General features: G+C 57.9%; 19 protein-coding genes. 9 read left to right on the top strand and 10 right to left on the bottom strand.

Annotated elements, in window-relative coordinates; translation table 11 throughout:
* Window positions 1-11 precede the first annotated feature (11 nt).
* Window positions 12-1,022 (top strand): galactose/methyl galactoside ABC transporter permease MglC, encoded by a 1,011-nt coding sequence (gene mglC, locus ACUXAC_RS11885; RefSeq protein ID WP_004938953.1) that lies wholly within the window; start codon window positions 12-14, stop codon window positions 1,020-1,022.
* Between the two features lie 64 nt (window positions 1,023-1,086).
* Here the strand turns inward: mglC and sanA are convergent, their stop codons facing one another.
* From sanA to metG, 8 genes are all read right to left on the bottom strand, one after another.
* The gene (gene sanA, locus ACUXAC_RS11880) at window positions 1,087-1,830 is read right to left on the bottom strand and encodes an outer membrane permeability protein SanA (protein WP_004938948.1); all 744 of its coding nucleotides are present in this window, start codon (window positions 1,828-1,830) and stop codon (window positions 1,087-1,089) included.
* 169 nt (window positions 1,831-1,999) lie between these two features.
* Window positions 2,000-3,697 carry an NAD-dependent malic enzyme gene (locus ACUXAC_RS11875; RefSeq protein ID WP_004938945.1) on the bottom strand — a complete coding sequence of 566 codons (1,698 nt, stop codon included), beginning with the start codon at window positions 3,695-3,697 and terminating at the stop codon, window positions 2,000-2,002.
* A gap of 221 nt (window positions 3,698-3,918) precedes the next feature.
* Window positions 3,919-4,803, bottom strand: a complete 885-nt coding sequence (gene cdd / locus ACUXAC_RS11870; RefSeq protein ID WP_060421403.1) for a cytidine deaminase — start codon at window positions 4,801-4,803, stop codon at window positions 3,919-3,921.
* Between the two features lie 137 nt (window positions 4,804-4,940).
* On the bottom strand, window positions 4,941-5,636 hold the full coding sequence (locus ACUXAC_RS11865) for a CidB/LrgB family autolysis modulator (protein WP_019454415.1): 696 nt from the start codon (window positions 5,634-5,636) through the stop codon (window positions 4,941-4,943).
* The gene (locus ACUXAC_RS11860) at window positions 5,633-6,040 is read right to left on the bottom strand and encodes a CidA/LrgA family protein (protein WP_038880991.1); all 408 of its coding nucleotides are present in this window, start codon (window positions 6,038-6,040) and stop codon (window positions 5,633-5,635) included. The genes ACUXAC_RS11865 and ACUXAC_RS11860 overlap by 4 nt, the downstream gene beginning before the upstream one ends.
* Before the next feature lie 138 nt (window positions 6,041-6,178).
* Entirely contained in the window at window positions 6,179-7,390 is a 1,212-nt protein-coding gene (locus tag ACUXAC_RS11855; protein ID WP_187322169.1) for an MFS transporter, read from the bottom strand.
* A 131-nt stretch (window positions 7,391-7,521) separates the two neighbouring features.
* Window positions 7,522-8,589 (bottom strand): sugar ABC transporter substrate-binding protein, encoded by a 1,068-nt coding sequence (locus ACUXAC_RS11850; RefSeq protein ID WP_421115060.1) that lies wholly within the window; start codon window positions 8,587-8,589, stop codon window positions 7,522-7,524.
* A 222-nt stretch (window positions 8,590-8,811) separates the two neighbouring features.
* A complete protein-coding gene (gene metG / locus ACUXAC_RS11845; RefSeq protein WP_421115059.1) occupies window positions 8,812-10,839 on the bottom strand; it encodes a methionine--tRNA ligase in 2,028 nt (675 codons plus the stop codon).
* A 159-nt stretch (window positions 10,840-10,998) separates the two neighbouring features.
* Here metG and apbC point away from each other — a divergent pair, with 159 nt between their 5' ends.
* Window positions 10,999-12,111, top strand: coding sequence for an iron-sulfur cluster carrier protein ApbC (gene apbC / locus ACUXAC_RS11840; RefSeq protein ID WP_038880999.1), 1,113 nt, complete (start codon window positions 10,999-11,001; stop codon window positions 12,109-12,111).
* 45 nt (window positions 12,112-12,156) lie between these two features.
* Here the strand turns inward: apbC and ACUXAC_RS11835 are convergent, their stop codons facing one another.
* On the bottom strand, window positions 12,157-12,786 hold the full coding sequence (locus ACUXAC_RS11835) for a phosphatase PAP2 family protein (protein WP_084826552.1): 630 nt from the start codon (window positions 12,784-12,786) through the stop codon (window positions 12,157-12,159).
* Window positions 12,787-13,016: 230 nt separating this feature from the next.
* Here ACUXAC_RS11835 and udk point away from each other — a divergent pair, with 230 nt between their 5' ends.
* From udk to dcuC, 4 genes are all read left to right on the top strand, one after another.
* Window positions 13,017-13,658: a uridine kinase gene (udk, locus tag ACUXAC_RS11830; protein WP_004938922.1), complete on the top strand. Its 642-nt coding sequence runs from the start codon at window positions 13,017-13,019 to the stop codon at window positions 13,656-13,658.
* Between the two features lie 125 nt (window positions 13,659-13,783).
* Complete coding sequence (gene dcd, locus ACUXAC_RS11825) at window positions 13,784-14,365, top strand: dCTP deaminase (protein WP_019454407.1); 582 nt, start codon at window positions 13,784-13,786, stop codon at window positions 14,363-14,365.
* Between the two features lie 44 nt (window positions 14,366-14,409).
* Complete coding sequence (gene asmA / locus ACUXAC_RS11820) at window positions 14,410-16,242, top strand: outer membrane assembly protein AsmA (protein ID WP_421115058.1); 1,833 nt, start codon at window positions 14,410-14,412, stop codon at window positions 16,240-16,242.
* Between the two features lie 175 nt (window positions 16,243-16,417).
* Entirely contained in the window at window positions 16,418-17,770 is a 1,353-nt protein-coding gene (gene dcuC / locus ACUXAC_RS11815; RefSeq protein WP_102984984.1) for an anaerobic C4-dicarboxylate transporter DcuC, read from the top strand.
* 31 nt (window positions 17,771-17,801) lie between these two features.
* Here dcuC and ACUXAC_RS11810 read toward each other — a convergent pair whose 3' ends face one another.
* Complete coding sequence (locus ACUXAC_RS11810) at window positions 17,802-19,385, bottom strand: TerC family protein (protein WP_060440356.1); 1,584 nt, start codon at window positions 19,383-19,385, stop codon at window positions 17,802-17,804.
* A gap of 642 nt (window positions 19,386-20,027) precedes the next feature.
* Here ACUXAC_RS11810 and galU point away from each other — a divergent pair.
* From galU to ACUXAC_RS11795, 3 genes are all read left to right on the top strand, one after another.
* Window positions 20,028-20,927 (top strand): UTP--glucose-1-phosphate uridylyltransferase GalU, encoded by a 900-nt coding sequence (gene galU / locus ACUXAC_RS11805; RefSeq protein WP_387444470.1) that lies wholly within the window; start codon window positions 20,028-20,030, stop codon window positions 20,925-20,927.
* A gap of 40 nt (window positions 20,928-20,967) precedes the next feature.
* A complete protein-coding gene (locus ACUXAC_RS11800) occupies window positions 20,968-21,861 on the top strand; it encodes a sugar phosphate nucleotidyltransferase (RefSeq protein ID WP_387444473.1) in 894 nt (297 codons plus the stop codon).
* A gap of 302 nt (window positions 21,862-22,163) precedes the next feature.
* Entirely contained in the window at window positions 22,164-23,300 is a 1,137-nt protein-coding gene (locus ACUXAC_RS11795) for a polysaccharide export protein (protein ID WP_033644231.1), read from the top strand.

Below are 23,300 nucleotides of genomic sequence, written 5' to 3'. Positions count from 1 at the left end.
GGATCGGAATTATGAACGCGCTAAATAAAAAAACCTTATTTACCTATTTCAAGGAAGGCGGCATTTACGTGGTGTTGCTGGTGCTGTTGGCCATCATCATCATTCAGGATCCGACTTTCCTCAGCCTGATGAACCTGAGTAACATCCTGACGCAGTCTTCGGTGCGCATCATCATCGCGCTGGGCGTGGCGGGGCTGATCGTGACCCAGGGCACCGACCTGTCCGCCGGGCGGCAGGTGGGGCTGGCGGCGGTGGTGGCGGCCACGCTGCTGCAGTCGATGGATAACGTCAACAAGGTGTTCCCGCACATGGAAACCTGGTCGATTCCCCTGGTCATCCTGCTGGTGTGTGCGGTCGGCGCGGTGATCGGCCTGGTTAACGGCCTGATTATCGCCTATCTCAACGTGACGCCGTTCATCACTACGCTGGGCACCATGATCATCGTCTACGGCATCAACTCGCTGTATTACGATTCGGTCGGCGCTTCGCCGGTCGCGGGGTTCGATCCGAAGTTTTCCACCTTTGCCCAAGGCTTCTTGCGCTTCGGCGACTTTAAGCTGTCGTACATTACCTTCTATGCGCTGATCGCCATCATATTCGTCTGGATCCTGTGGACCAAGACCCGCTTCGGCAAGAACATCTTCGCCATCGGCGGCAACCCGGAAGCGGCCAAGGTGTCCGGGGTCAACGTGCCGTTGAACCTGATCATGATCTATGCGCTGTCCGGCGTGTTCTACGCCTTCGGCGGCCTGCTGGAAGCGGGGCGCATCGGCAGCGCCACCAATAACCTCGGCTTTATGTACGAGCTGGATGCCATCGCCGCCTGCGTGGTGGGGGGGGTCTCCTTCGCCGGCGGGGTGGGTACGGTGTGGGGCGTGGTGACCGGGGTGATCATCTTCACCGTCATCAACTACGGCCTGACCTATATCGGCATCAACCCGTACTGGCAGTACATCATCAAGGGCAGCATCATCATCTTCGCCGTGGCGCTGGACTCGTTGAAATACGCCAAGAAGAAGTAGATTTATCGCCTCGCAGACCACAAGGCCGGCTTATTGCCGGCCTTTGTTTTGGGCGTTTGCCGCGTCAGGGCTGTTTGGCTTTCTGCTTCTCTTCTTTCAGCTTGTGCTCCAGCTCCACCAACTGTTCCGGTGAAACTGCGGGATAGCCCTGGGCGTCTTCCGGCACGGTGTGCATGGCGGAGATCGGGATCAGCGGGCCAAGGAAGCGCGGTTCGCGCTTGAGGATGTACAGATCGGTCAGCGCGCCCAGGCGAGCGAAGATCTCGCGGGCGCGGACCGTCATCATGTCTTTCGGCGACGGCACCGCGTAGCACTGCGCCTGAATGCCCATGTGCAGGGCGATGAACAGCGCGCGCTCGCAGTGGAAACGCTGGGTGATGATGATGAAATCGTTGGTGTCGAACACCTTGCGGGTGCGCACGATGGAGTCCAGGGTACGGAAACCGGCGTAGTCCAGCACGATATCGCTCGGCGCCACGCCGGCGGCGATCAGATCGCGACGCATGGTCATCGGCTCGTTATAGCTTTGCTGGGCGTTGTCGCCGCTCAGCAGCAGGTATTTCACCTTGCCGCTGTTATAGGCGTTGATCGCCCCCTGAATGCGGTAACGGTAGTACTGGTTGATCACCCCGGTGCGGTAATACTTGGCGGTGCCGAGCACCACGCCGACCTGGCGGTGCGGCAATTCCTGCAGTTCGTCGTAGACGTAAGGCGCGGTTTTCCAGCTGATCCAGCGATCCAGCGCAATAGCCGAACCCATCAACACCGCAATGATGATGAACAGGCTGATGATCAGGCGTTTCCACATGTTGTTGCCTTACGCGCGCCGGGCTGAAAAAGATGGATCAAGGCTACTTTACCTGACCGATCGACGCAAGACGCGAACCGCCTGAAGCACGCGCAACGCCGCATTTTTAGGCGGTTTTGCCGCACAAAAAAGCCCGGCGGAGCCGGGCTGGGTCAATTTAGCGCGCCAGTTAGAACGAGGTGCGCTTGTAGCTGCGGTACTGCGGCCGCCAGAAGTTGTGCTCGATGGCTTTCGACAGCGCGTCTTCGGAGGTGACGATCGCCACGCCCTGCAGCTGCGCCGCTTTGCCCACTTCCATGGCGATGCACTTCGACACACCCTGAATATCGTCGATATTCGGCAGCAGTGCGCCGTGGCCGTCGGTGGCCAGCGGCGAACAGTCCGCCAGCGCGCGGCTGGCGGCCATCAGCATGGCGTCGGTGACGCGGGTGGCGCCGGAGGCCAGCACGCCGAGGCCAATCCCCGGGAAGATGTAGGAGTTGTTGCACTGGGCGATCGGGTACAGCTGCTCTTTATAGCTCACCGGCGCGAACGGGCTGCCGGTTGCCACCAGGGCGGCGCCGTCGGTCCAGTTGATGATGTCTTCCGGACGGGCTTCCACGCGCGAGGTCGGGTTGGACAGCGGCATCACGATAGGGCGTTCGCAGTGCTTGTGCATTTCGCGGATCAGCTCTTCGGTAAACAGCCCCGGCTGGCCGGACACCCCGATCAAAATGGTCGGCTTGGCGTTGCGCACCACGTCCAGCAGCGAGATGGCGTCGCTGGCGGTTTCCCAACCGGCCAGGTTGTCGCTCTTCTGTACCAGCTTGCTCTGGAAATCGAGTAGGTTCGGCAGTTTGTCGGTCAGCAGGCCGAAGCGGTCGACCATGAATACGCGGGCGCGCGCTTCGTCTTCGCTCAAGCCTTCGGACTTCATCTGCGCGATGATTTGCTCGGCGATGCCGCAGCCGGCGGAACCGGCGCCGAGGAAGGTGACGGTCTGATCGCGCAGCTGGCTGCCGGCGGCGCGGCTGGCGGCGATCAGGCTGCCGAGGGTGACCGCGGCGGTGCCCTGGATGTCATCGTTGAAGCAGCAGATCTCGTCGCGATAGCGGTTCAACAGCGGGGTGGCGTTGTTCTGCGCGAAGTCTTCGAACTGCAGCAGCACGTTCGGCCAGCGGCGTTTGACCGCCTGAATAAACTCTTCGACGAAGGCGTGGTACTCCTCGCCGGAGATGCGCGGATGGCGCCAGCCCATGTACAGCGGATCGTTGAGGCGCTGCGGGTTGTTGGTGCCGACGTCCAGCACCACCGGCAGCGTGTAGGCCGGGCTGATGCCGCCGCAGGCGGTGTACAGCGACAGCTTGCCGATGGGGATGCCCATGCCGCCGATGCCCTGGTCGCCCAGGCCGAGGATACGCTCGCCGTCGGTGACCACGATCACCTTGACGTTCTGCTTGGTGGCGTTTTGCAGCATGTCATCGATGCGATCGCGGTTCGGGTAGGAGATGAACAGCCCGCGCGCGCGGCGATAGATATCGGAGAAGTGTTCGCAGGCCTCGCCGACGGTCGGGGTGTAGATGATCGGCATCATCTCGCTCAGGTGCGAGTCCAGCAGGCGGTAGAACAGGGTTTCGTTGGTGTCCTGGATGTTGCGCAGGTAGATGTGCTTGTCGTTGTCGTTCTTGAAATCCTGGTACTGACGGTAGGCGCGTTCCACCTGTTCTTCGATGGTTTCCACCGCTTCCGGCAGCAGGCCGTGCAGGTTGAAGTGGCTACGTTCTTCCTCGGTGAAAGCGCTGCCTTTGTTCAGCAGCGGAAATTCCAGCAGAATCGGGCCGGCGTAAGGGATGTAGAGCGGGCGTTTGCTTTCGTATTCTAGTTCCATCAGTTTTACTCTTCACGTATCAGATAACTTTATTGCCGACGATCCTAAGAGATAAAGAGAAGATGTACAGCATTTGTTGCCAGATGATGAACCAGGTTGGCGTAATTATCGACAATCAAATGATTTTTTAACTAAAGAAAGTCTCTCTGGCGGCGTTGGGGCATTGTATTTGGCGGGCGGGGCTGTTAGCGGCGGAACCGGATGGCTCCGCCGTGGTGCGCTTAGAACGCGGCGCGGCTGACGTTTTGGCAGCCCAGTGCCGCCAGCGTGGCGCGGGTGGCGTCCCACTGGCTGAGGATTGCCTCTTGCGGTTCGACCAGCACGGCGCGGCGGATGTTCAGGCAATCGCCGCCGGAGAGGTTCAGCAGGATCAGCGCGGCCTGCAGCGGCGGCAGGCTCGGGTTGAAGGCGGCGTTTTCTGCATAGCGGCCGGCGTAGAGGTTACCGTCCTGTGTTTCCAGCGCCACGCCGCTGTGGGCGTTGCTGTACGGTGCGTGGCTCTGATTGGCCGCAGCCAGCGCCGCCTGCGTCAGCGCATCGTCCAGCGCCAACCGATGGCCGTGATCGACCTTGTCCATCAGCAGCGAAGCGATATCCAGATCTTTCGGGCCGAAGGCGTCCGGCAGATAGTCCGCCAGCGTGGCCGGCGCGCGGCCCGGCAGACGGATCTGCAGTTCGCCGCCGCTGTTCAGTTCATTCATAAACTGACGGCAGTGGCCGCACGGCGTGTAGTTGACGGTGACCGAGGCCAGCGCCGGCTCGCCGCGCAGCCAGGCATGGGTAACCGCACATTGTTCTGCATGCACGGTTTGCTGCAGCGGTGCGCCGCTGAATTCCATATTGGCGCCGAAATAGAGGTTGCCACTTTGCCCGCGCGCGATGGCGCCGACGTGGAAGTGCGATATCGGGGTTAACGAGCAGGCCGCCGCCAGCGGCAGCAGCGCGAATGCCAGCGCGTCATCGTCCAACCCGCAGCCTGTGCGGATCGCCGCCGCTTGCTCGGCCGTGAACATCGCCGGAAAGTCAGGCGCGTCCAGATAGGGCCGCAGGGCGGATTGCAGTGTCGCGGGCAGTGCGCTGAACGCGGTGTGAAAACGCGGATGCATAGAAAGTCTCTCTACAGGTTAACGGGATAACATTCTAGGCAGGCCAGAGACATTAAAGTGTGATTAATGTCTCTTAATTGATGAAATTAATGCAATGAGATACATAAATGCGAGATGTATCGCAAGTTTCACCCTGTTCAACCGAACAGGTGCAGCAGCACCGGGAACAGGAACGGTGCCAGCAGGGAGGTGATGATGCCGCAGATCACCAGCGCCAACGAGCCGAAAGCGCCTTCCTGGTAGTCCATCTCCGCGCAGCGTGCGGTGCCCAGCGCGTGGGATGCGGTACCCATCGCCAGACCGCGCGCCGAGTGGGTGGTGATTTTCAACAGGTTGAACAGCGTATGGCCGAACACGGCGCCAAGGATACCGACGAAAATGACGCAGACCGCGCTGATCGCCGGAATGCCGCCGAGCGAGTCCGCGACGGCCATCGCGATCGGCGTAGTGACCGATTTCGGCAGGATAGAGGCGGCGATTTCCGGGGTGGCACCCAGCCACAGGGCGATGGCGCCGCCGCTGATCATGGCGGTCAGGCTGCCGATGAAGCACACCGCGATAATCGACTTCCAGCGCGCGCGGATCTGGTGCAGCTGTTCATACAGCGGGAAGGCCAGCGCGACGACCGCCGGCTGCAGCAGATCGTTGAGGATTTTGCTGCCCTGAAAGTAGCGCTCATAGGGGATGCCGGTGAGCAGCAGCAACGGGATGATCACCGCCATGGAAACCAGCAGCGGGTTGAGCAGCGGCATGTTCAGCTTGCGCGCCAGCCAGCGCGCGGCGAAATAGACCGCCAGCGTCAGCGGCAGCGACCACCAGATTTCATGGATCATGGGTTGCCCTCCGTGTCATCGGGCTTACCGGCGATGCGGCGCTCGCGGTGAAAATAGTGTGAGGTATAGCCGACCACCACCAGCACCATCAGCGTGCTGATGAGGCAAGAGATAACCAGTGGGCCCAGATGCGCGACGATCTGGTCATAGTATTTCATCACCCCGACGCCGATCGGCACGAACAGCAGCACCATGTAGCGGATCAGCAAGTGGCAGCCGGGTTTAACCCATTTGGCCGGCAGAATCTGGGTAGAGAGCAGGGCGAACAGCAGCAGCATGCCGAGGATGCTGCCGGGAATGGCGAACGGCAGCAGCGCCGCCAGCGCATTGCCGACGAACAGACAAAGGTAGATGAGGAGCAGGGCTCTCAGGTATTTCCAGCACAGTGTGAGCACGTTGGCCATTGTCTTTTCCCATTTAACTGATGCATTCATCATACAATTAAACTGTGAGCCATGCCACAGATCGCACCATGAATTCTCGCTATGGATGCCATGCCCGATCGGCGGGTTGACAGCCCGCAATGGCTGCTACGCGCGGGCTCAGCGCGTGTCTTCGGCGGTTGTCGCCGCGTGTTCCGCCAGCCGGTGGCCGAGGAAGAAAAACAGCAGGCTGAGCAGCGCGGCGACGATCAGCATCACGAACATCAACGGCGGCGCAGCATAGCTGAGCAGCACCCCGCACAGCACCGGGTTGATGGCGCCGCCCAGCGCGCTGAGGTTCTGTACCCCATAGTAGCTGCCTTTCAGGTGCGGCGGCGCGATAAAGTCGATGAACATGTATTCCACCGGGATAACGATGATTTCGCCGAGGGTAAACACCGCCATCGCCGCCAGCCACAGCCAGACCGCCTGGCCGGCCACCATAAAACCGAGCAGCCCGACGATGAAAAACAGCGTGCCCAGCGCCAGCCAGCGCAGCATGTTTTCCTGACGCATGCCGCGGCTGAGCAGGTATTGCAGGGCGATGACGATGCTGGCGTTGACGATCATCACCAGCCCGATGATTTTGTAGGCGAACTCGGCGCTGGAGACGGTGATCAGGTATTGCGACAGATAGCCGGTGAACTGACCGAACACGACGGCACCCAGGGTACTGCCGAGAGTGAAGTAGATCAGCCGCCGATCGCTGCGCAGGATAGTCACCGTCTGGCGGAAGTTGGGGAGCGCCGCGGGGGCGGCGGCTGGCGTTGCGCGCTGTTCCCGACCGCGCAAGCGCAGGCTTAGCGTCGCCACCGTCGCCAGCGCCAACCCGCCCGACAGGTAAAACGGCAGCAGTGGGCTAAGCCCGGCCACCAGAACGCCGAGCGCAGAGCCGATCGCCCAGCCGACGTTGACCAATGTGTAGTTGATTGAGAAAGCCTTGATGCGCTGCTCGACCGGCAGCCAGTCGGCGAAACAGGCCTTAATGGTGATGCTCAGCACAGAATAACAGGTATGCAGGATCGCCAGCACCACGATCACGCCGCCGGGGCGCGGGATCCAGGGAAGGGCGAAGAAGCTCAGCGCAAACAATAAAATCGACAGCAGGATCAGGCGGTTCTTGCTGAATTTGTCCACCAGATAGCCGCCGTACAGGCTGGCAAGGATGCCGAGGGTCAGGCTGACGCCCAGGATCACGCCCACGCTCTTCGGCAGCAGATGGAAATGCTCGGTGAGATAGATGGTAATGAACGGCAGCGTCACGCCGCGGCCGATGGTCAACACCAGCGAACTGGCCAGCAGCATGTTAATCAGCGAGGGGAATCCCTTCATTCGAAGCCTGTGTATGCATACAGTTATTGGGCAATGCAGATAACATAGCGTATTTTGGCGAGGACGGAAGGGGAAAGCCGAAAATTAGTTTAAAAACAGAGGCTGCGTCGGCAGCCTCGTGAAAAACAGCATTATTTACCGTGTTCGGCCTGCAGCGTGGCGAACCACGGCTGCACGAAGTCGCTGCTGCTGCCCCAGCCGGGGATGATCTTCGCCAGCCCGGCGACGTTGACCGGCCCCGGCTGCGCCAGCAACAGCGCTTGCGGAATGACCGTCGCTTTGAACTGATAGCTGTCCGGCGTGCTTTCCTCGGCGATCTTGTTGGCCACCAGGCGCAGGTTGACTGCGCCGATAAGTTTCGGATCCACCGCCACGCTGACCTGCCACGGGCTGCCGGCTTCGCGCATCAGTTGCAAGTCCTGGTTGGAGATATCGATGCTGTACAGCTTGATCTCGGTGCGGCCGTTCTCTTTCAATGCCTTGTAAGCGCCCTGGGTGAAGGCGTCCCAGGTGCCCCAGATGGCGTCGATCTTGCCTTTCGGGTATTTCGCCAGCACCGCGCCCACTTTATTGGCGGTATCGCCCTGTACGTCGGATGAGACCGCACCGATCGATTCCAGCTCGTGAATGCCCGGATGCTGTTTCAGCAGCTGCTGATAGGCGGCCTGGCGGCGTTCCATTGGCGGGAAGCCGGCTACCCAGAGTTTGATGATGTTGGCCTGGCCGTTGAAATCCTTCACCAGCTGGCCGAAGGAGGCGTTGGCCAGCGAAGCGTCGTCCTGCTGCGAGACGGTGACGCCGGGAACGCTGCCGCTGACGTCGGTATCGAAAGCCGCGACGGCGATGCCGGCCGCCGCGATACGTTTGACCAACTCGGTGGAGTAGGGGGCTCGCCCCTGCGAGAGAATGATGCCGTCATATTTCTGGCTGATAGCCTGGTTGACGAAGTCCTGGAAGCGCGCGTCGTCGCCGTTGCTGAGGAAGGTGTCCACCTTGAAGCCCAGCTTGCGTCCTTCCTGAATGGCGCCCGCCAAAAATTGCGTGGTGTTGTCGTCGGATCCGAGGTTGCGGATTACCGCGATGCGCACCGGCCCCTGATGCTGAGCGATGGCGGCCGGCACGGCGGCGTTTTCCGCCGCCTGCAGCGGCAGGGCAGCCAGCAGGCTGAGGGCGAGCAGCGAAGTCTTGAGATTTTTCATTATTATAGGCTCCAAAAAAGCGGATAAACGGTCCCGGTGAAGATCTGTTACAGCAGTCTTTCTGTCTGGACGTCTATTTGTTGTTGCGGAGCATCATAGCGAGATGCGGCAGGCGAGGGAATCAGAGCGGTTATGACTTTTTCTTACTACTTATAACGTCGGGTTTGAGGCATTAAAAAAGGGCCGAGCAAGCTCGACCCTTGATGTAACGCGCCGGTGCGGTTACTTGACCTGCATACCAGGCTGCGCGCCGCTGTCCGGGCTCAGCAGGAAGATCTCTTTCCCGCCGGGGCCCGCCGCCATCACCATGCCTTCCGAAACGCCGAAGCGCATTTTGCGCGGCGCCAGGTTGGCGACCATGATGGTCAGGCGGCCTTCCAGCGCTTTCGGATCCGGGTAAGCGGAGCGAATGCCGGAGAAGATCTGGCGTGATTCGCCGCCCAGATCCAACTGCAGCTTCAGCAGTTTGTCGGAGCCTTCGACAAAGTCGGCGCTCTTGATCAGGGCGATACGCATGTCCACCTTGGCGAAGTCGTCGAAGGTGATGGTTTCCTGAATAGGATCATCGGCCAATGGACCGGTCACCGGCTTGGCGGCGGCCATGTCTTCTTTCGAGGCGTTGACCATTTCGCTGACCTTGTCCAGATCGATGCGGTTGAACAGCGCTTTGAATGCGTTCACCTGGTGGCCCAGCAGCGGCTGCGGGATTGCGTCCCAGCTCAGCTCGGCGTTGAGGAACGCTTCGGCGCGTTCGGTCAGCGAAGGCAGCACCGGCTTCAGGTAAGTCATCAGCACGCGGAACAGGTTGATGCCCATCGAGCAGATGGCCTGCAGATCGGCGTCGCGGCCTTCTTCCTTCGCCACCACCCAAGGTGCCTGCTCATCCACGTAGCGGTTGGCCAGATCGGCCAGCGCCATGATTTCGCGGATCGCGCGGCTGAACTCGCGGCCGGCGTAAGCTTCGGCGATGCTCTGCGCCGCGTCGACGAAGGTCTGGTACAGCGCCGGATCGGCCAGGCTGTCGGCCAGCTTGCCGCCGAAGCGTTTGTTGATAAAGCCGGCGTTACGTGACGCCAGGTTCACCACCTTGTTGACGATGTCGGCGTTTACGCGCTGCACGAAGTCTTCCAGATTGAGATCGATATCATCAATGCGTGAAGAGAGCTTGGCGGCGTAGTAATAGCGCAGGCAGTCGGCGTCCAGATGCTGCAGGTAGGTGCCGGCCTTGATGAAGGTGCCGCGCGATTTGGACATTTTGGCGCCGTTCACCGTCACGTAGCCGTGCACGAACAGGTTGGTCGGTTTGCGGAAGTTGCTGCCTTCCAGCATCGCCGGCCAGAACAGGCTGTGGAAGTAGACGATGTCCTTGCCGATAAAGTGATACAGCTCGGTGGTGGAATCTTTGCGCCAGAACTCGTCGAAGTCCAGATCGCCGTGCTTGTCGCACAGGTTCTTGAAGGAGCCCATGTAGCCGATCGGCGCGTCCAGCCAGACGTAGAAGTATTTGCCCGGCGCATCCGGGATCTCGAAGCCGAAGTAAGGCGCATCGCGGGAGATGTCCCACTGCTGCAGGCCGGATTCGAACCACTCCTGCATCTTGTTCGCTACTTGCTCTTGCAGCGCGCCGGAGCGCGTCCACGCCTGCAGCATTTCGCTGAAGGCTGGCAGGTCGAAGAAGAAGTGCTCGGAGTCGCGCATCACCGGCGTCGCGCCGGAAACCACGGACTTCGGATCGATCAGTTCCGTCGGGCTGTAGGTGGCGCCACACACTTCGCAGTTATCGCCGTATTGATCCGGCGATTTGCATTTCGGGCAGGTGCCTTTCACGAAACGGTCCGGCAGGAACATGCCTTTCTCCGGATCGTACAGCTGAGAAATGGTGCGGTTCTTGATAAAACCGTTTTCTTTCAGGCGGCTGTAAATCAGGGTGGACAGCTCACGGTTTTCATCGCTATGGGTCGAATGGTAGTTGTCATAGCTGATGCCAAAGCCGGCGAAATCCTGTTGGTGCTCCTGGCTCATCTCCGCGATCATTTCTTCTGGTTTCACGCCCAGTTGCTGCGCTTTCAGCATGATCGGCGTGCCGTGCGCGTCGTCCGCGCAGATGAAATGCACTTCGTGGCCGCGCATTCGTTGGTAACGCACCCAGATATCCGCCTGGATGTGCTCGAGCATGTGGCCGAGATGGATGGAACCATTTGCGTACGGTAGCGCGCACGTCACCAATAATTTTTTCGCGACTTGAGCCATAGTGAGAACTTGCTTTCTGTAATGAATAAAAGGGCCTTCGATGTTAACCGATCGCGCCCTTCGCTGCTAGGGCGGTTTCTTGCAGGTTATATGCGCCAGCGGCAGCGCAGTTCTGATATGCTTAGCCGGAAGCTACTCATTCAAAATCAAGGAGCCGGGATGAACGCAAAATCCCCTGAGCAGACCAACCCCGAAGTTCTGCGCGCCCTGGTGACCGGTGTACTGGCCGCCTTTGAACACCCGACGTTGAAAAACAACCTGACCGCATTGAAGGCCATTCATCACTGCGCGTTGCTGGACGATGTACTGCATATCGAACTGACGATGCCGTTTGCCTGGCAGAGCGGTTTTGAGGCGCTGCAGGCGAGCGTCGGCCCCGAGCTGTTGCGCGTGACCGGCGCTTCCGCTATCGACTGGAAGCTGAAACACGACATCACGACGCTGAAACGCGCCAACGGCCAGGCCGGCATCAAAGGCGTGCGCAACATCGTCGCCGTCAGCTCCGGCAAAGGCGGGGTGGGGAAATCCAGCACCGCCGTCAACCTGGCGCTGGCGCTGGCCGCCGAAGGGGCCAAGGTCGGTATTCTGGACGCCGACATTTACGGCCCGTCGATCCCCAACATGCTGGGTACCGAACATGAGCGGCCGACCTCGCCGGACGGTCAGCACATGGCGCCGATCGTGGCGCACGGCCTGGCGACCAACTCCATCGGTTACCTGGTGACCGACGATAACGCCATGGTGTGGCGCGGCCCGATGGCCAGCAAGGCGCTGATGCAGCTGCTGCAGGATACGCTGTGGCCGGATCTGGATTACCTGGTGCTGGACATGCCGCCGGGCACCGGCGACATCCAGCTGACGCTGTCGCAGAACATTCCGGTGACCGGCGCGCTGGTGGTTACCACCCCGCAGGATATCGCTTTGCTGGATGCCGCCAAGGGCATCGTGATGTTCGAGAAAGTGCATGTGCCGGTGCTGGGCATCGTGGAGAATATGAGCGTGCACATCTGCAGCAACTGCGGTCACCATGAGCCGATCTTCGGCACCGGCGGCGCTGAAAAGCTGGTGCAGAAATACCACAGCCGTCTGCTGGGGCAGATGCCGCTGCATATCTCGCTGCGCGAAGACCTGGATCGCGGTACGCCGACGGTGATCAGCCGCCCGGACAGCGAATTCGCCGAGATGTATCGCCAGCTCGCCGGCCGCGTGGCCGCGCAGATGTATTGGCAGGGCGAGGCGATCCCGACGGAGATTGCTTTCCGCGCGCTGTAATCTGCCTATGGCAAGGCAAGAGCCCGGCTTAAACGCCGGGTTTTTTTATGGGATGCGAGCAGGGTTGTGCAAATCCGCGCGGGTATAAGGACGTTCGATTTGCGCCAGCGTTTTGGCGATATGTTCCAGCAACCCCTGGGTGGGGGCCGGCTGACGCTGTCCCATCAGTGCCAACGGCAAGGCCAGCGCGATGGCCAGGTGTGGCCAGGAAAGGCATGGGCGAGCCTTGGCGCGTTGCAGCCACAGGAACAGTGCGCTGGCCAGGTAGCCTAAAATCAATCCGCTGATCACCTCGGATACTGAGTGAACGCGAATTTCCAGCCGCGACACGCCGATGGTGAAAGGCAATATCCACCCGGTCAATAGCGCGAGGCTGCGCACCGGATGGGAAAATCGGCCGGTCAATGCCCAGAGCAGCGGCGGCCAGATGCTGGCTGCGAGGGCCGAATGGCCGCTGAATCCGGTGAAATCATAACTTGCGTTACCAATACCCCAGCCCATAAAGGCCAGTTTGGACAGGCAGACCAGCCCGCCGGTGAAGCCGAAGATCAACGCCCACTGCCAGCCTGCCGCGCGGGTGGCGGAAGACGCGAGCAGCAACAAAAACAGAATCAGCGCGCAGGGTAGCAGCAGCATGCTGTCGCCGAAAAAAGTCAAAAAATACCAATCCAGCACATCAATCTCCGATGAAAGACTACGGGGTCCAGAAGTCAGCGCTGGAGTTTAACCTGTTGCCGGGCATTGCCCTAGCCGTGAGATTCTTAAAATGCGCGTTGCCGATACGGCGCGATAGCCCGAATTCGCCCGCCGTCGCGCAATATACAGTGGCGCAAACCCCGACGACTCCCTATAATTGTCGCGTTTTAGTTCCCCCCTTCACATTACGAAATCAGGTCTTTAATTTTATGACTGACAATCCGCATCAGTGCGTCATTATTGGTATAGCTGGCGCATCTGCCTCCGGAAAAAGCCTTATTGCCAGCACGTTGTACCGCGAACTCCGCGAACAAGTCGGCGATGAGCACATCGGCGTTATTCCAGAAGACAGTTACTATAAAGACCAGACTCACCTGACCATGGAAGAACGGGTCAAAACCAACTATGACCACCCGAGCGCCATGGATCACAATCTGCTGTTCCAGCATCTGCAGATGCTGAAGGCCGGCAAGGCGATCGAACTGCCGCTGTACAGCTACACCGAACACACGCGCAAGAAAGAAACCGTCCATCTCGAACCTAAAAAAGTGATTATTCTGGAAGGGATCTTGCTGCTGACGGATATCCGCCTGCGCCAGGAGATGAACTTCTCGATCTTCGTCGACACGCCGCTGGATATCTGCCTGATGCGCCGCATGAAGCGCGACGTCAACGAGCGCGGCCGCTCGATGGATTCGGTGATGGCGCAATACCAGAAGACCGTGCGCCCGATGTTCCTGCAGTTTATCGAACCTTCCAAACAATACGCCGATATCATCGTCCCGCGCGGCGGCAAGAACCGCATCGCGATCGATATTCTGAAAGCCAAAATCAGCCAATTCTTTGAATAATGCCGCTTAATGGCCGGAAATGCACATTTCCGGCCGGTGGCCAACTATTTGCACCCCGGCGTAGACCTTTCGCCCGTTGTGTGGCAATTTTTGTTTAGTGACGCGTTTTGATGGAGAAGAAAGACATGAGACTGTGCGACCGCGATATAGAAGCCTGGCTGGATAGCGAGAAACTGGTGATTTCCCCGCGCCCGCCGCTCGAACGCATCAACGGGGCCACAGTAGATGTCCGTTTGGGCAATCAGTTCCGCGTGTTCAGTGGCCATACCGCGCCTTTTATCGATCTTAGCGGGCCGAAAGACGAAGTCAGCGCCGCGCTGGATCGCGTGATGAGCGACGAGATTGTCCTGCCGGAAGGCGAGGCGTTCTTCCTCCATCCCGGCGAGCTGGCCCTGGCGGTGACGTTCGAATCCGTGACGTTGCCGGACGATCTGGTGGGTTGGCTCGACGGCCGTTCTTCTTTGGCGCGCCTGGGGCTGATGGTGCACGTGACCGCGCACCGTATCGATCCGGGCTGGCATGGGCGCATCGTGCTGGAGTTCTACAACTCCGGCAAGCTGCCGCTGGCGCTGCGGCCGGGGATGCTGATTGGCGCCTTGAGCTTTGAGCCGTTGTCCGGCCCGGCGGCCCGGCCATACAACAGCCGCCAGGACGCAAAATATCGCGATCAGCAGGGCGCAGTAGCCAGTCGAATCGACAAGGACTAACGGCGCGGGATGCACCGTCGGTGTGGCGCTGACAAGAGGGTGGCATGAGAAGATTACTGACGACATTGGCGATTTTACTGGTGGTCGTGGTGGCGGGGATGTCCGCGCTGGTACTGCTGGTCAATCCGAATGATTTTCGCGGCTACATGGTCAAAAAAGTCGAGCAGAAGAGCGGCTACCAGCTGACGCTCGAAGGCGACCTGCGGTGGCACATCTGGCCGCAGCTCAGCATTTTGGCCGGCCGCATGACGCTAACCGCACCGGGTGCCAAAGCGCCGGTGGTGAGTGCGGAAAACATGCGCCTCGATGTCAAACTGTTGCCGCTGCTGTCGCATCAGCTGTTTGTGAAGCAGGTGATGTTGAAAAACGCGGTTATCCGCCTCACGCCCGACAGCGAAGAGCACTCGCAGGTGGACGCCCCGATCGCACCCGCCGGTAGCGGTACTGACGCGGCAGACGCGGCCTGGAAGTTCGATATCGATAACCTTCGGGTGGTGGACAGCCTGCTGATTTGGCAGCGTGCCGATAACGAACAAATCAATGTCCGGGATATCAATCTCACCCTGCAACAAACGGAGAAACGCCAGGCGCAGCTGGAACTTTCCAGCCGGGTCAACCGCGATCAGCGTGACCTGACCTTCAGCATGGCGGCCGATGTCGATCTGCAGCAGTTCCCACTCCAGATTGGCGCCAAAGTGACCCAGTTCAATTACCAACTGGCGGGCGCGGATATTCTGAACGGCGGTATTCAGGGAGAGGGTAATGCGCAGGTGGTCTATCAGCAGACGCCGGCGCAGATTGCCGTCAGCCAGCTGAACGTCAGCGCCAATAACAGTCAGTTGACCGGCGATATCAGCGCCACGCTGGGGGCAGTGCCCGGCTATGTGGTGAACCTCAATTCGGCAAACCTCGATCTCGACGCGCTTTCCGGCTGGCAATCCAGCACCACGACCGCCGAGCAGCCCGCCGTGACTTCCGCGCCGGTGATCGCCAGCCAGGTTGACGATCGGCAGCAAAACCTGGAGGCGCTGCGCGATTTCACTGCACAGTTGAACCTGCAGGCGGCACAGGTAACCTATCGCGGTATGAACGTTGCCCAGTTGGCCGTTACGGCGGACAACCAACGCGGCCTGCTGACGTTGCACAAGCTTGCCGGGCAATTGGCCGGCGGAGATTTCTCCTTGCCGGGAACGCTCGACGCGCGCGGCAATAAACCGGTGATAAGCGTGCAACCGGTGCTGAATCAGGTTGAGCTTGGCACGGTGCTCAAGGCATTCGATATGCCGCAGATGCTCACCGGCAAGTTCAGCATGAAAGGGGATCTGACCGGCGATCGCCTCTCTTCACAGGCATTTGAGCGCCGCTGGCGCGGTACGGCGCAGCTGGCGATGCAGGATGCGCAGCTGCACGGCCTGAATATTCAGCAGCTGATTCAGCAGGCGGTGGCGCGTAATGATAACAGCGTACGTGGGCAAGACAGCTATCAGCGCTATACCGAAGTCAAAAGCGTCTCGGCGCAGGCCAGCCTGAGTCAGGGCACGGTCAAACTTAGCGGCCTGACGGCGGATTCGCCTTTGCTGGCGCTGACCGGCGCCGGCAGCATCGATATGCCGGGCAAACAGTGCGACATGGCGCTCAACGTGCGCGTCACCGGCGGTTGGCAAGGGCGCGGCGAGCTGATTGAGCAACTGCAAAAAACGCCGATCCCGCTGCGGGTCTATGGGCCTTGGCAACAGCTGAATTATCAACTGCAGGTCGATCAAGTGCTGCGCAAAACGCTGCAGGATCGGGCCAAGGATGCGTTGAACAAATGGGCTGAAAAGAACAAGGATTCGCGCGAAGGCCAGGATCTGAAGAAGCTGCTCGACAAGCTGTAATCTCCTCTGACGCGGGTCGCATTGTGGCCCGCGTAAATCTCGATGTTTCCCGCGATAATTTCTCTCCGTTACCTTGATGAAGGTCATGAAGACTCGCGCGCAGTTTGTGCAGAGTAAGGGACTGTTCTGCTATGACTATGCGCCTGAGCGCGAAAACATGACGAGTTGAGGAAACATGATAGAGCTTCTTATTGGCGCCGTAGTGGCGGCGGGCGTGGGCCGTTACATCATCAAGGGGTATTCCGCCACCGGCGTCTTGATGGTGGGCGGGTTACTGCTGCTCGGTATCAGCGCCCTAATGGGGAAAACGCTGTTGCCGTCCGGCGCCGCGTCTACCGGCTGGCGCGCGACCGATATTATCGAATACGTCAAGATCTTGCTGATGAGCCGCGGCGGCGATCTGGGCATGATGATCATGATGCTGTGTGGTTTCGCCGCTTACATGACGCATATCGGCGCCAACGACGTGGTCGTCAAGCTGGCCTCGCGCCCGTTGCAGATGATCAACTCGCCTTATCTGCTGATGGTGGCGGCCTATTTTGTCGCTTGCCTGATGTCATTGGCGGTCTCTTCCGCCACTGGCCTCGGCGTATTGCTGATGGCGACGCTGTTCCCGTTGATGGTGAACGTTGGCATCAGCCGCGGGGCGGCGGCGGCCATTTGCGCTTCGCCGGCGGCGATTATTCTGGCGCCCACCTCTGGCGACGTGGTGCTGGCGGCCAAGGCGGCGGAGATGCCGCTGGTGGACTTCGCGTTCAAAACCACGCTGCCGATCTCGATTGCCGCCATCGTCTGCATGGCCGTGGCGCACTTTTTCTGGCAGCGCTATCTCGACAAAAAGAACAATGAAAAGCATCACATCATGGACGTCAGCGAAATCAACACCCACGCGCCGGGGTTCTATGCGATTTTGCCGTTTACGCCGATCCTCGGCGTGCTGATTTTCGACGGAAAATGGGGGCCGGAGCTGCATATCATTACTGTACTGGTCGGGTGCATACTGTTGGCGGCCGTGATCGAGTTTGTGCGCAGTTTCAGCGCCAAACAGGTATTCAGCGGCCTGGAAGTGGCCTATCGCGGCATGGCGGACGCTTTCGCCAGCGTGGTGATGCTGCTGGTGGCCGCGGGTGTATTCGCGCAGGGGCTGAGCACCGTTGGCTTTATCAGCGGCTTGATCGGGCTGGCGCAGTCGTTCGGCACCGGCGGTTTGATCATGATGTTGGTGCTGGTGGTGATCACCATGCTGGCGGCCATGACTACCGGTTCCGGCAATGCGCCGTTCTATGCGTTTGTCGAACTGATCCCGAAACTGGCGGCGCAGATGGGTGTGAATCCGGCCTATCTGGTGATCCCGATGCTGCAGGCGTCTAACCTTGGCCGCACGCTGTCGCCGGTCTCCGGCGTGGTGGTGGCGGTTTCCGGCATGGCGAAAATCTCGCCGTTCGAGGTGGTGAAACGCACTTCGGTGCCGGTGATTGTCGGGTTGGTGGTGGTGATCGTGGCGACCGAGCTGTTGGTTCCCCAGTAAAAGAAAGGCCGGGCGATGCCCGGCCTCAATGCTAAACCTCGTAGTCCTCCGGTGGGGGAGGCGGGGTGATCTTCACTTTCAGAATGCGGTGGCTGTTAACCTCCAGCGGTTCGAACAGATAGTCACCGATCTTGATTTGCTCGCCTTCTTGCGGCACACGCTGGCTGTGTTCCATCAGCAGCCCCGCCAGCGTGTGGTATTCGCGTTTTTCTTCCAGCGGCATCGGCAGGTACAGCACCAGATCTTCCAGCGGCATATAGCCGTTGGCAATCCAGCTGCCGTCTTCGTTTTGCTGAATGTCATGGCGTGCGTCCACCTCTTCGCCGGCCTCCGGCAGATTGCCGGCGATGGTTTCCATCACGTCCGTCAGGGTGACGATACCTTCGACGGAACCGAACTCGTCGACCACAAAGGCAAAGTGCGTCTGCGCCTGGCGGAACTGTTCCAGGGCGCTTAACAGCGTGAGCTGTTCCGGGAAGATCAGCGGTTGGCGTATCAGCGCGCGCAGATCCAACGGCGCCTGCGCCAACTGCTGTTTGAGGACGTCGATAGTATGGATAACGCCCAGCGGTTCGTCGCTGGCGCTGCTTTCCACCACCACGATGCGCGTGTGCTGATTACGCTCCAGCAATTGCGTCAGTTTCTCCTGCGGATCGTTCAGCTCGAGGTATTCGACGTCGTGACGCGAAGTCATGATGCTGCTGACCGTGCGCTGCGCCATGCCCAGCACGCGTTCGATCATGCGCCGCTCTTGCTGATTGAAGATCTCGCCGTTTTCGCTGTCGCTGTCCGCCAGCAGGTTGGCGGAGTGGCTGTCGACCTCCGCTTCTTCGTGTTTACCACTCAGCATGCGCAGTACCGCCTCGGCGGTGCGCTCGCGCAGTGGCCGCACCTTCGACAGGAAGCGCCGGCGGTTGAACTGTGCCAGTTGGTTCAATGCTTCGATCATCACCGAGAAGCCGATCGCCGCGTAGAGGTAACCTTTCGGAATATGATAGCCGAAGCCCTCCGCCACCAGGCTGAAGCCGATCATCAGCAGGAAGCTCAGGCACAGGATAACGATAGTCGGGTGAGCGTTGACGAAGCGCGTCAGCGGCTTGCTGGCCAGCAGCATCAGGCCGATGGCGATACACACCGCGATCATCATCACCGCCAGGTGGTCGACCATGCCGACTGCGGTGATCACCGAGTCGAGCGAGAAAACGGCGTCCAGCACCACGATCTGCGCCACCACCGGCCAGAAACGCGCGCCTTTGCGTGCGCCGTGCTGCTCTTCATCCTTGCCCTCCAGCCGTTCGTTCAGCTCCATGGTGGCCTTGAACAGCAGGAATATCCCGCCGACCAGCATGATCAGATCGCGGCCGCTGAAGGGGTGCTCCGCGACGATGAACATCGGTTTGGTCAGCGTCGCCAGCCACGAGATGGAAGCGAGCAGCGCCAGGCGCATGACCAGCGCCAGCAACAGACCGACGACACGAGCCTTATCTCTTTGTTGTTTTGGTAGTTTGTCCGCCAGAATGGCGATGAAGACAAGGTTGTCTATACCCAGAACGATTTCCAGCACGACCAATGTGGCCAGGCCGGCCCAAATTGTTGGATCAGCGATCCATTCCATACGCCCAATTTCACCTGTAAGTTCTACGGCTTATGCCGCACGGGAATGATGGGCGCTGGGGCGGCAAAATTCAACTTTAATCAGAGGAAGGGGATGAAAACAGGTTATTTTGGCAGAAAAAGTACCCAATATTTCAAAGCACATTCAGGTGTAGCTGGCATAACGGAGAAACGGTGCATGAGAATGCTAACTGGGCTGTTCATAAAAGACACATGCTTTAAATGTCAATAATATCAAAGTATTGAAATAGGTTTCTTATGCTATTATTTGCATGGCTCCAGCGAGTTAGTAGTCTTATTCTGAAAACACCTAACCACGGGTATCTAAGGCTTGTATCAGCAAGTCAATAGTATAAGAATCTTAGCCATATAAGCGAAGATAACTCGAGTTTTTTGGTTATAAGGGCATAGATTCTCGTTATTCTTCAAGCTGCGAAATACCAATGTGTGATACGTGCACTTTAGTCATGTACAGAAGCGTACTTAGCGTTCATTGGATTGCACAGGGATTTTCATAACAGCGTTTTGGTAGCTATAAGCCAAGGGCGGTAGCGTGTCTGATCGAATTGTTTGCGTTGCTATGCTTTACCTAAAATGTGTGATTTATACTATATAAATCATAAAGTTGCTTGTGGAAGTGGAAATGCAGAAAAGACTGAAAGCTGTGATCCCAGTGGCGGGTTTAGGAACTCGTATGTTGCCGGCAACCAAGGCGATCCCTAAAGAAATGTTGCCGGTGGTCGATAAGCCACTTATCCAATACATTGTCGATGAGTGTGTCGCCGCCGGCATTAAGGATATCGTGCTGGTCACCCACTCTTCGAAGAATGCGATTGAAAACCATTTTGACACTTCTTTCGAGTTGGAAGCCGTGCTGGAAGCGCGTGTAAAACGCCAGCTGCTGGCTGAAGTGCAAAACATTTGCCCGCCGGATGTGACCGTGATGCAGGTGCGTCAGGGGCAAGCGAAAGGGCTCGGGCATGCGGTATTGTGCGCGAAACCCATGGTAGGGGATTCTCCTTTTGTCGTCTTGCTGCCAGATGTGTTGTTGGATGATGCAACCGCGGATCTTCGTACAGAAAACCTGGCTAAAATGATCCAACGCTTTGAAGCTACAGGGTGCAGCCAAATCATGGTTGAACCGGTACCAGAGCAGGATGTGTCAAAATATGGTGTAGTGGATTGTGCAGGAGTAGCACTGGTTGCAGGCGAAAGTGCGCCGATGTCGGTAGTGGTGGAAAAACCCGCACGCGAGGAAGCGCCATCTAACCTGGCGGTTGTGGGGCGCTACGTGCTCTCCGCCGCTATTTGGCCGTTGCTCGAGAAGACGCCTCCAGGCGCGGGCGATGAGATCCAGTTGACCGACGCTATCGCCATGCTGATGGATGAGCAAATAGTGGAAGCCTTCCATATGAGCGGTAAATCACACGACTGCGGCGATAAACTTGGCTATATGAAGGCCTTTGTGCAATACGGTCTACGCCATGCCACAGAAGGTGAAGATTTTTCGCAATGGTTGAAGCTGGCCTTGAATAACAACTAACATGTGGCTGAGTACGTTCACAAGATTGAAGAGGACGAGCATGACGAAGTTGAAAGCTGTCATTCCTGTCGCTGGTCTGGGCATGCATATGCTACCGGCGACCAAAGCGATTCCTAAAGAGATGTTGCCGATCGTCGATAAGCCTTTGATTCAATATATTGTTAATGAGTGCGTAGCGACAGGTATCAAAGAGATCATTCTGGTTACGCATTCATCTAAAAATGCAATAGAAAACCATTTCGATACGTCCTTTGAATTGGAAGCGATGCTCGAAGCTCGCGTTAAGCGCCAGTTGTTGGATGAAGTCCAATCAATAACGCCGAAAGGCGTAACGTTGATGCATATTAGGCAAGGGCAACCAAAGGGGCTGGGTCATGCGGTACTTTGCGCCAAGCCATTGATCGGAGACTCTCCTTTCGTGGTGCTGTTGCCGGATGTGTTGCTTGATGATGCTAAAGCCGATCTGAAAAAAGATAATCTGGCTCACCTCATTTCCCGCTTCGAAGAGACGGGTTTGAGTCAGGTATTGATCCAACCCGTGGATGAGCATGTTTTGCGCGACTATTCCGTTGTGGAGTGCCAGAACAATGCGTTGCGACAAGGTGAATCTTCACCCATTACCGCGATTATCGAAAAACCGGACAGTGATGTTCAACTGAAGTCCAACTATTCAGCCGTTGGGCGCTACGTGCTTTCAGCCACTATCTGGCCCATTTTGGAAAAAACCGAGCCGGGTGCCTGGGGACGCATTCAGTTGACGGACGCGATTGCCGAATTGCTGAAACATCAGACGGTAGAAGCCACAGAGTTGGTTGGCGAGTCGTTTAACTGCGGTGAAAAGATGGGTTACTTACGGGCATTCGTGACATATGGCTTACGCCATCCAACGCAGGGTAAGGCCTTCCGTGAGTGGGCTGAACAACTCTCTCTGTAGCGTTTATCAATTACTCTCATGATGGCTGGTTTGGAGCGATATCTGACCGGCTTCCGCTATGTTTAGGCAAAAACGACGGTGCTTATGCTGCTCTTTTTATTTAAGAACTATGCAATAATGCTCCTAGGCTTTCAGTCTAACAAATCTGAATTCAACACTTGCTCAATGAAAGTGCGTTTTAGGATGTCTTCGTGTGAGCATTGATAACTCATTTCGCTGAGTGCCGCGGTAGGCGCCATGGTTGGGTTGGCCTGGGACTTGGCATTACATGCATTTTTTACTTTGAAAGTGATGATAACTCGATGGCAAAAAAACAATGGAAACTGATACCGCTTCTGGTATCTATCAGTGTGGTCAGCGGCTGTACTATCGTGCCGGGCTCTCATCTTTCAACCAGTGGCAAAGACGTCGTAAAACAGCAAGATAGCGATTTTGATCTTGATAAATTGGTTAATATTTACCCGATGACCCCTGGCCTTATCGAGAAGCTACGGTCGAAACCCGTGGTTGCGCAGCCTAATTCCGCGTTAGAACGCGAGTTGCAAAATTACGAATACCGCATTGGCGTTGGCGATGTGCTGATGGTGACCGTTTGGGATCACCCAGAGCTGACGACGCCTGCGGGGCAATACCGCAGTGCCAGTGATACCGGCAACTGGGTTAACTCGGACGGAACAATTTTCTATCCATACATTGGCAAAGTGAAAGTTGCAGGAAAAACAGTCAGTCAGGTGCGCAGTGATATTGCCGGCCGTCTCGCTCAGTATATCGAGAGCCCGCAAGTTGACGTCAGCATCGCCGCATTCCGTTCGCAGAAAGTTTATGTAACTGGTGAAGTGGAGAAATCAGGCCAACAACCTATCACTAACGTTCCATTGACGATTATGGACGCAGTGAATGCTGCGGGGGGGCTGAGCGCTAATGCGGACTGGCGAAATGTGGTATTGACACACAATGGCAAAGAACACCGTATATCCCTGCAGGCATTGATGCAGAAAGGTGATCTCACGCAGAACCATTTACTGTACCCGGGCGATATCTTGTATATCCCGCGCAATGACGATCTGAAAGTATTCGTCATGGGGGAAGTGAAAAAGCAGTCGACACTGCGCATGGACCGTAGCGGGATGACCTTAACTGAAGCATTGGGTAATGCAGAGGGGATGGATCAGGCAATGTCAGATGCAACAGGCGTATTCGTAATTCGACCTTTGCGTGGAAGTGAAGGGAAGAAGATTGCCAATATTTATCAGTTGAACGCCTCTGATGCTTCTGCGCTTGTTATGGGGACAGAGTTCCAGCTGCAACCCTACGATATTGTCTATGTGACAACGGCGCCTGTCGTTCGCTGGAATCGTGTGGTAATGCAATTGGTGCCGACAATCACTGGCGTACACGATATGACCGAAACGGTGCGGTTTATCAAACAATGGAACTAA

Source organism: Serratia sp. 121840015-1, assembly GCF_053627655.1.
This window is presented reverse-complemented; position numbering and strand designations above follow the sequence as displayed.

Excerpts from the sequence above, each read along its gene's own strand:
- ACUXAC_RS11850 (WP_421115060.1), bottom strand. The coding sequence starts at position 8,589 with ATGAAAAATCTCAAGACTTCGCTGCTCGCCCTCAGCCTGCTGGCTGCC.
- ACUXAC_RS11855 (WP_187322169.1), bottom strand. The coding sequence starts at position 7,390 with ATGAAGGGATTCCCCTCGCTGATTAACATGCTGCTGGCCAGTTCGCTG.
- galU (WP_387444470.1), top strand. The coding sequence starts at position 20,028 with ATGCAGAAAAGACTGAAAGCTGTGATCCCAGTGGCGGGTTTAGGAACT.
- ACUXAC_RS11800 (WP_387444473.1), top strand. The coding sequence starts at position 20,968 with ATGACGAAGTTGAAAGCTGTCATTCCTGTCGCTGGTCTGGGCATGCAT.
- metG (WP_421115059.1), bottom strand. The coding sequence starts at position 10,839 with ATGGCTCAAGTCGCGAAAAAATTATTGGTGACGTGCGCGCTACCGTAC.
- asmA (WP_421115058.1), top strand. The coding sequence starts at position 14,410 with ATGAGAAGATTACTGACGACATTGGCGATTTTACTGGTGGTCGTGGTG.
- apbC (WP_038880999.1), top strand. The coding sequence starts at position 10,999 with ATGAACGCAAAATCCCCTGAGCAGACCAACCCCGAAGTTCTGCGCGCC.
- ACUXAC_RS11875 (WP_004938945.1), bottom strand. The coding sequence starts at position 3,697 with ATGGAACTAGAATACGAAAGCAAACGCCCGCTCTACATCCCTTACGCC.
- ACUXAC_RS11810 (WP_060440356.1), bottom strand. The coding sequence starts at position 19,385 with ATGGAATGGATCGCTGATCCAACAATTTGGGCCGGCCTGGCCACATTG.
- ACUXAC_RS11865 (WP_019454415.1), bottom strand. The coding sequence starts at position 5,636 with ATGATCCATGAAATCTGGTGGTCGCTGCCGCTGACGCTGGCGGTCTAT.
- mglC (WP_004938953.1), top strand. The coding sequence starts at position 12 with ATGAACGCGCTAAATAAAAAAACCTTATTTACCTATTTCAAGGAAGGC.
- ACUXAC_RS11795 (WP_033644231.1), top strand. The coding sequence starts at position 22,164 with ATGGCAAAAAAACAATGGAAACTGATACCGCTTCTGGTATCTATCAGT.
- udk (WP_004938922.1), top strand. The coding sequence starts at position 13,017 with ATGACTGACAATCCGCATCAGTGCGTCATTATTGGTATAGCTGGCGCA.
- sanA (WP_004938948.1), bottom strand. The coding sequence starts at position 1,830 with ATGTGGAAACGCCTGATCATCAGCCTGTTCATCATCATTGCGGTGTTG.
- dcd (WP_019454407.1), top strand. The coding sequence starts at position 13,784 with ATGAGACTGTGCGACCGCGATATAGAAGCCTGGCTGGATAGCGAGAAA.
- cdd (WP_060421403.1), bottom strand. The coding sequence starts at position 4,803 with ATGCATCCGCGTTTTCACACCGCGTTCAGCGCACTGCCCGCGACACTG.
- dcuC (WP_102984984.1), top strand. The coding sequence starts at position 16,418 with ATGATAGAGCTTCTTATTGGCGCCGTAGTGGCGGCGGGCGTGGGCCGT.
- ACUXAC_RS11860 (WP_038880991.1), bottom strand. The coding sequence starts at position 6,040 with ATGGCCAACGTGCTCACACTGTGCTGGAAATACCTGAGAGCCCTGCTC.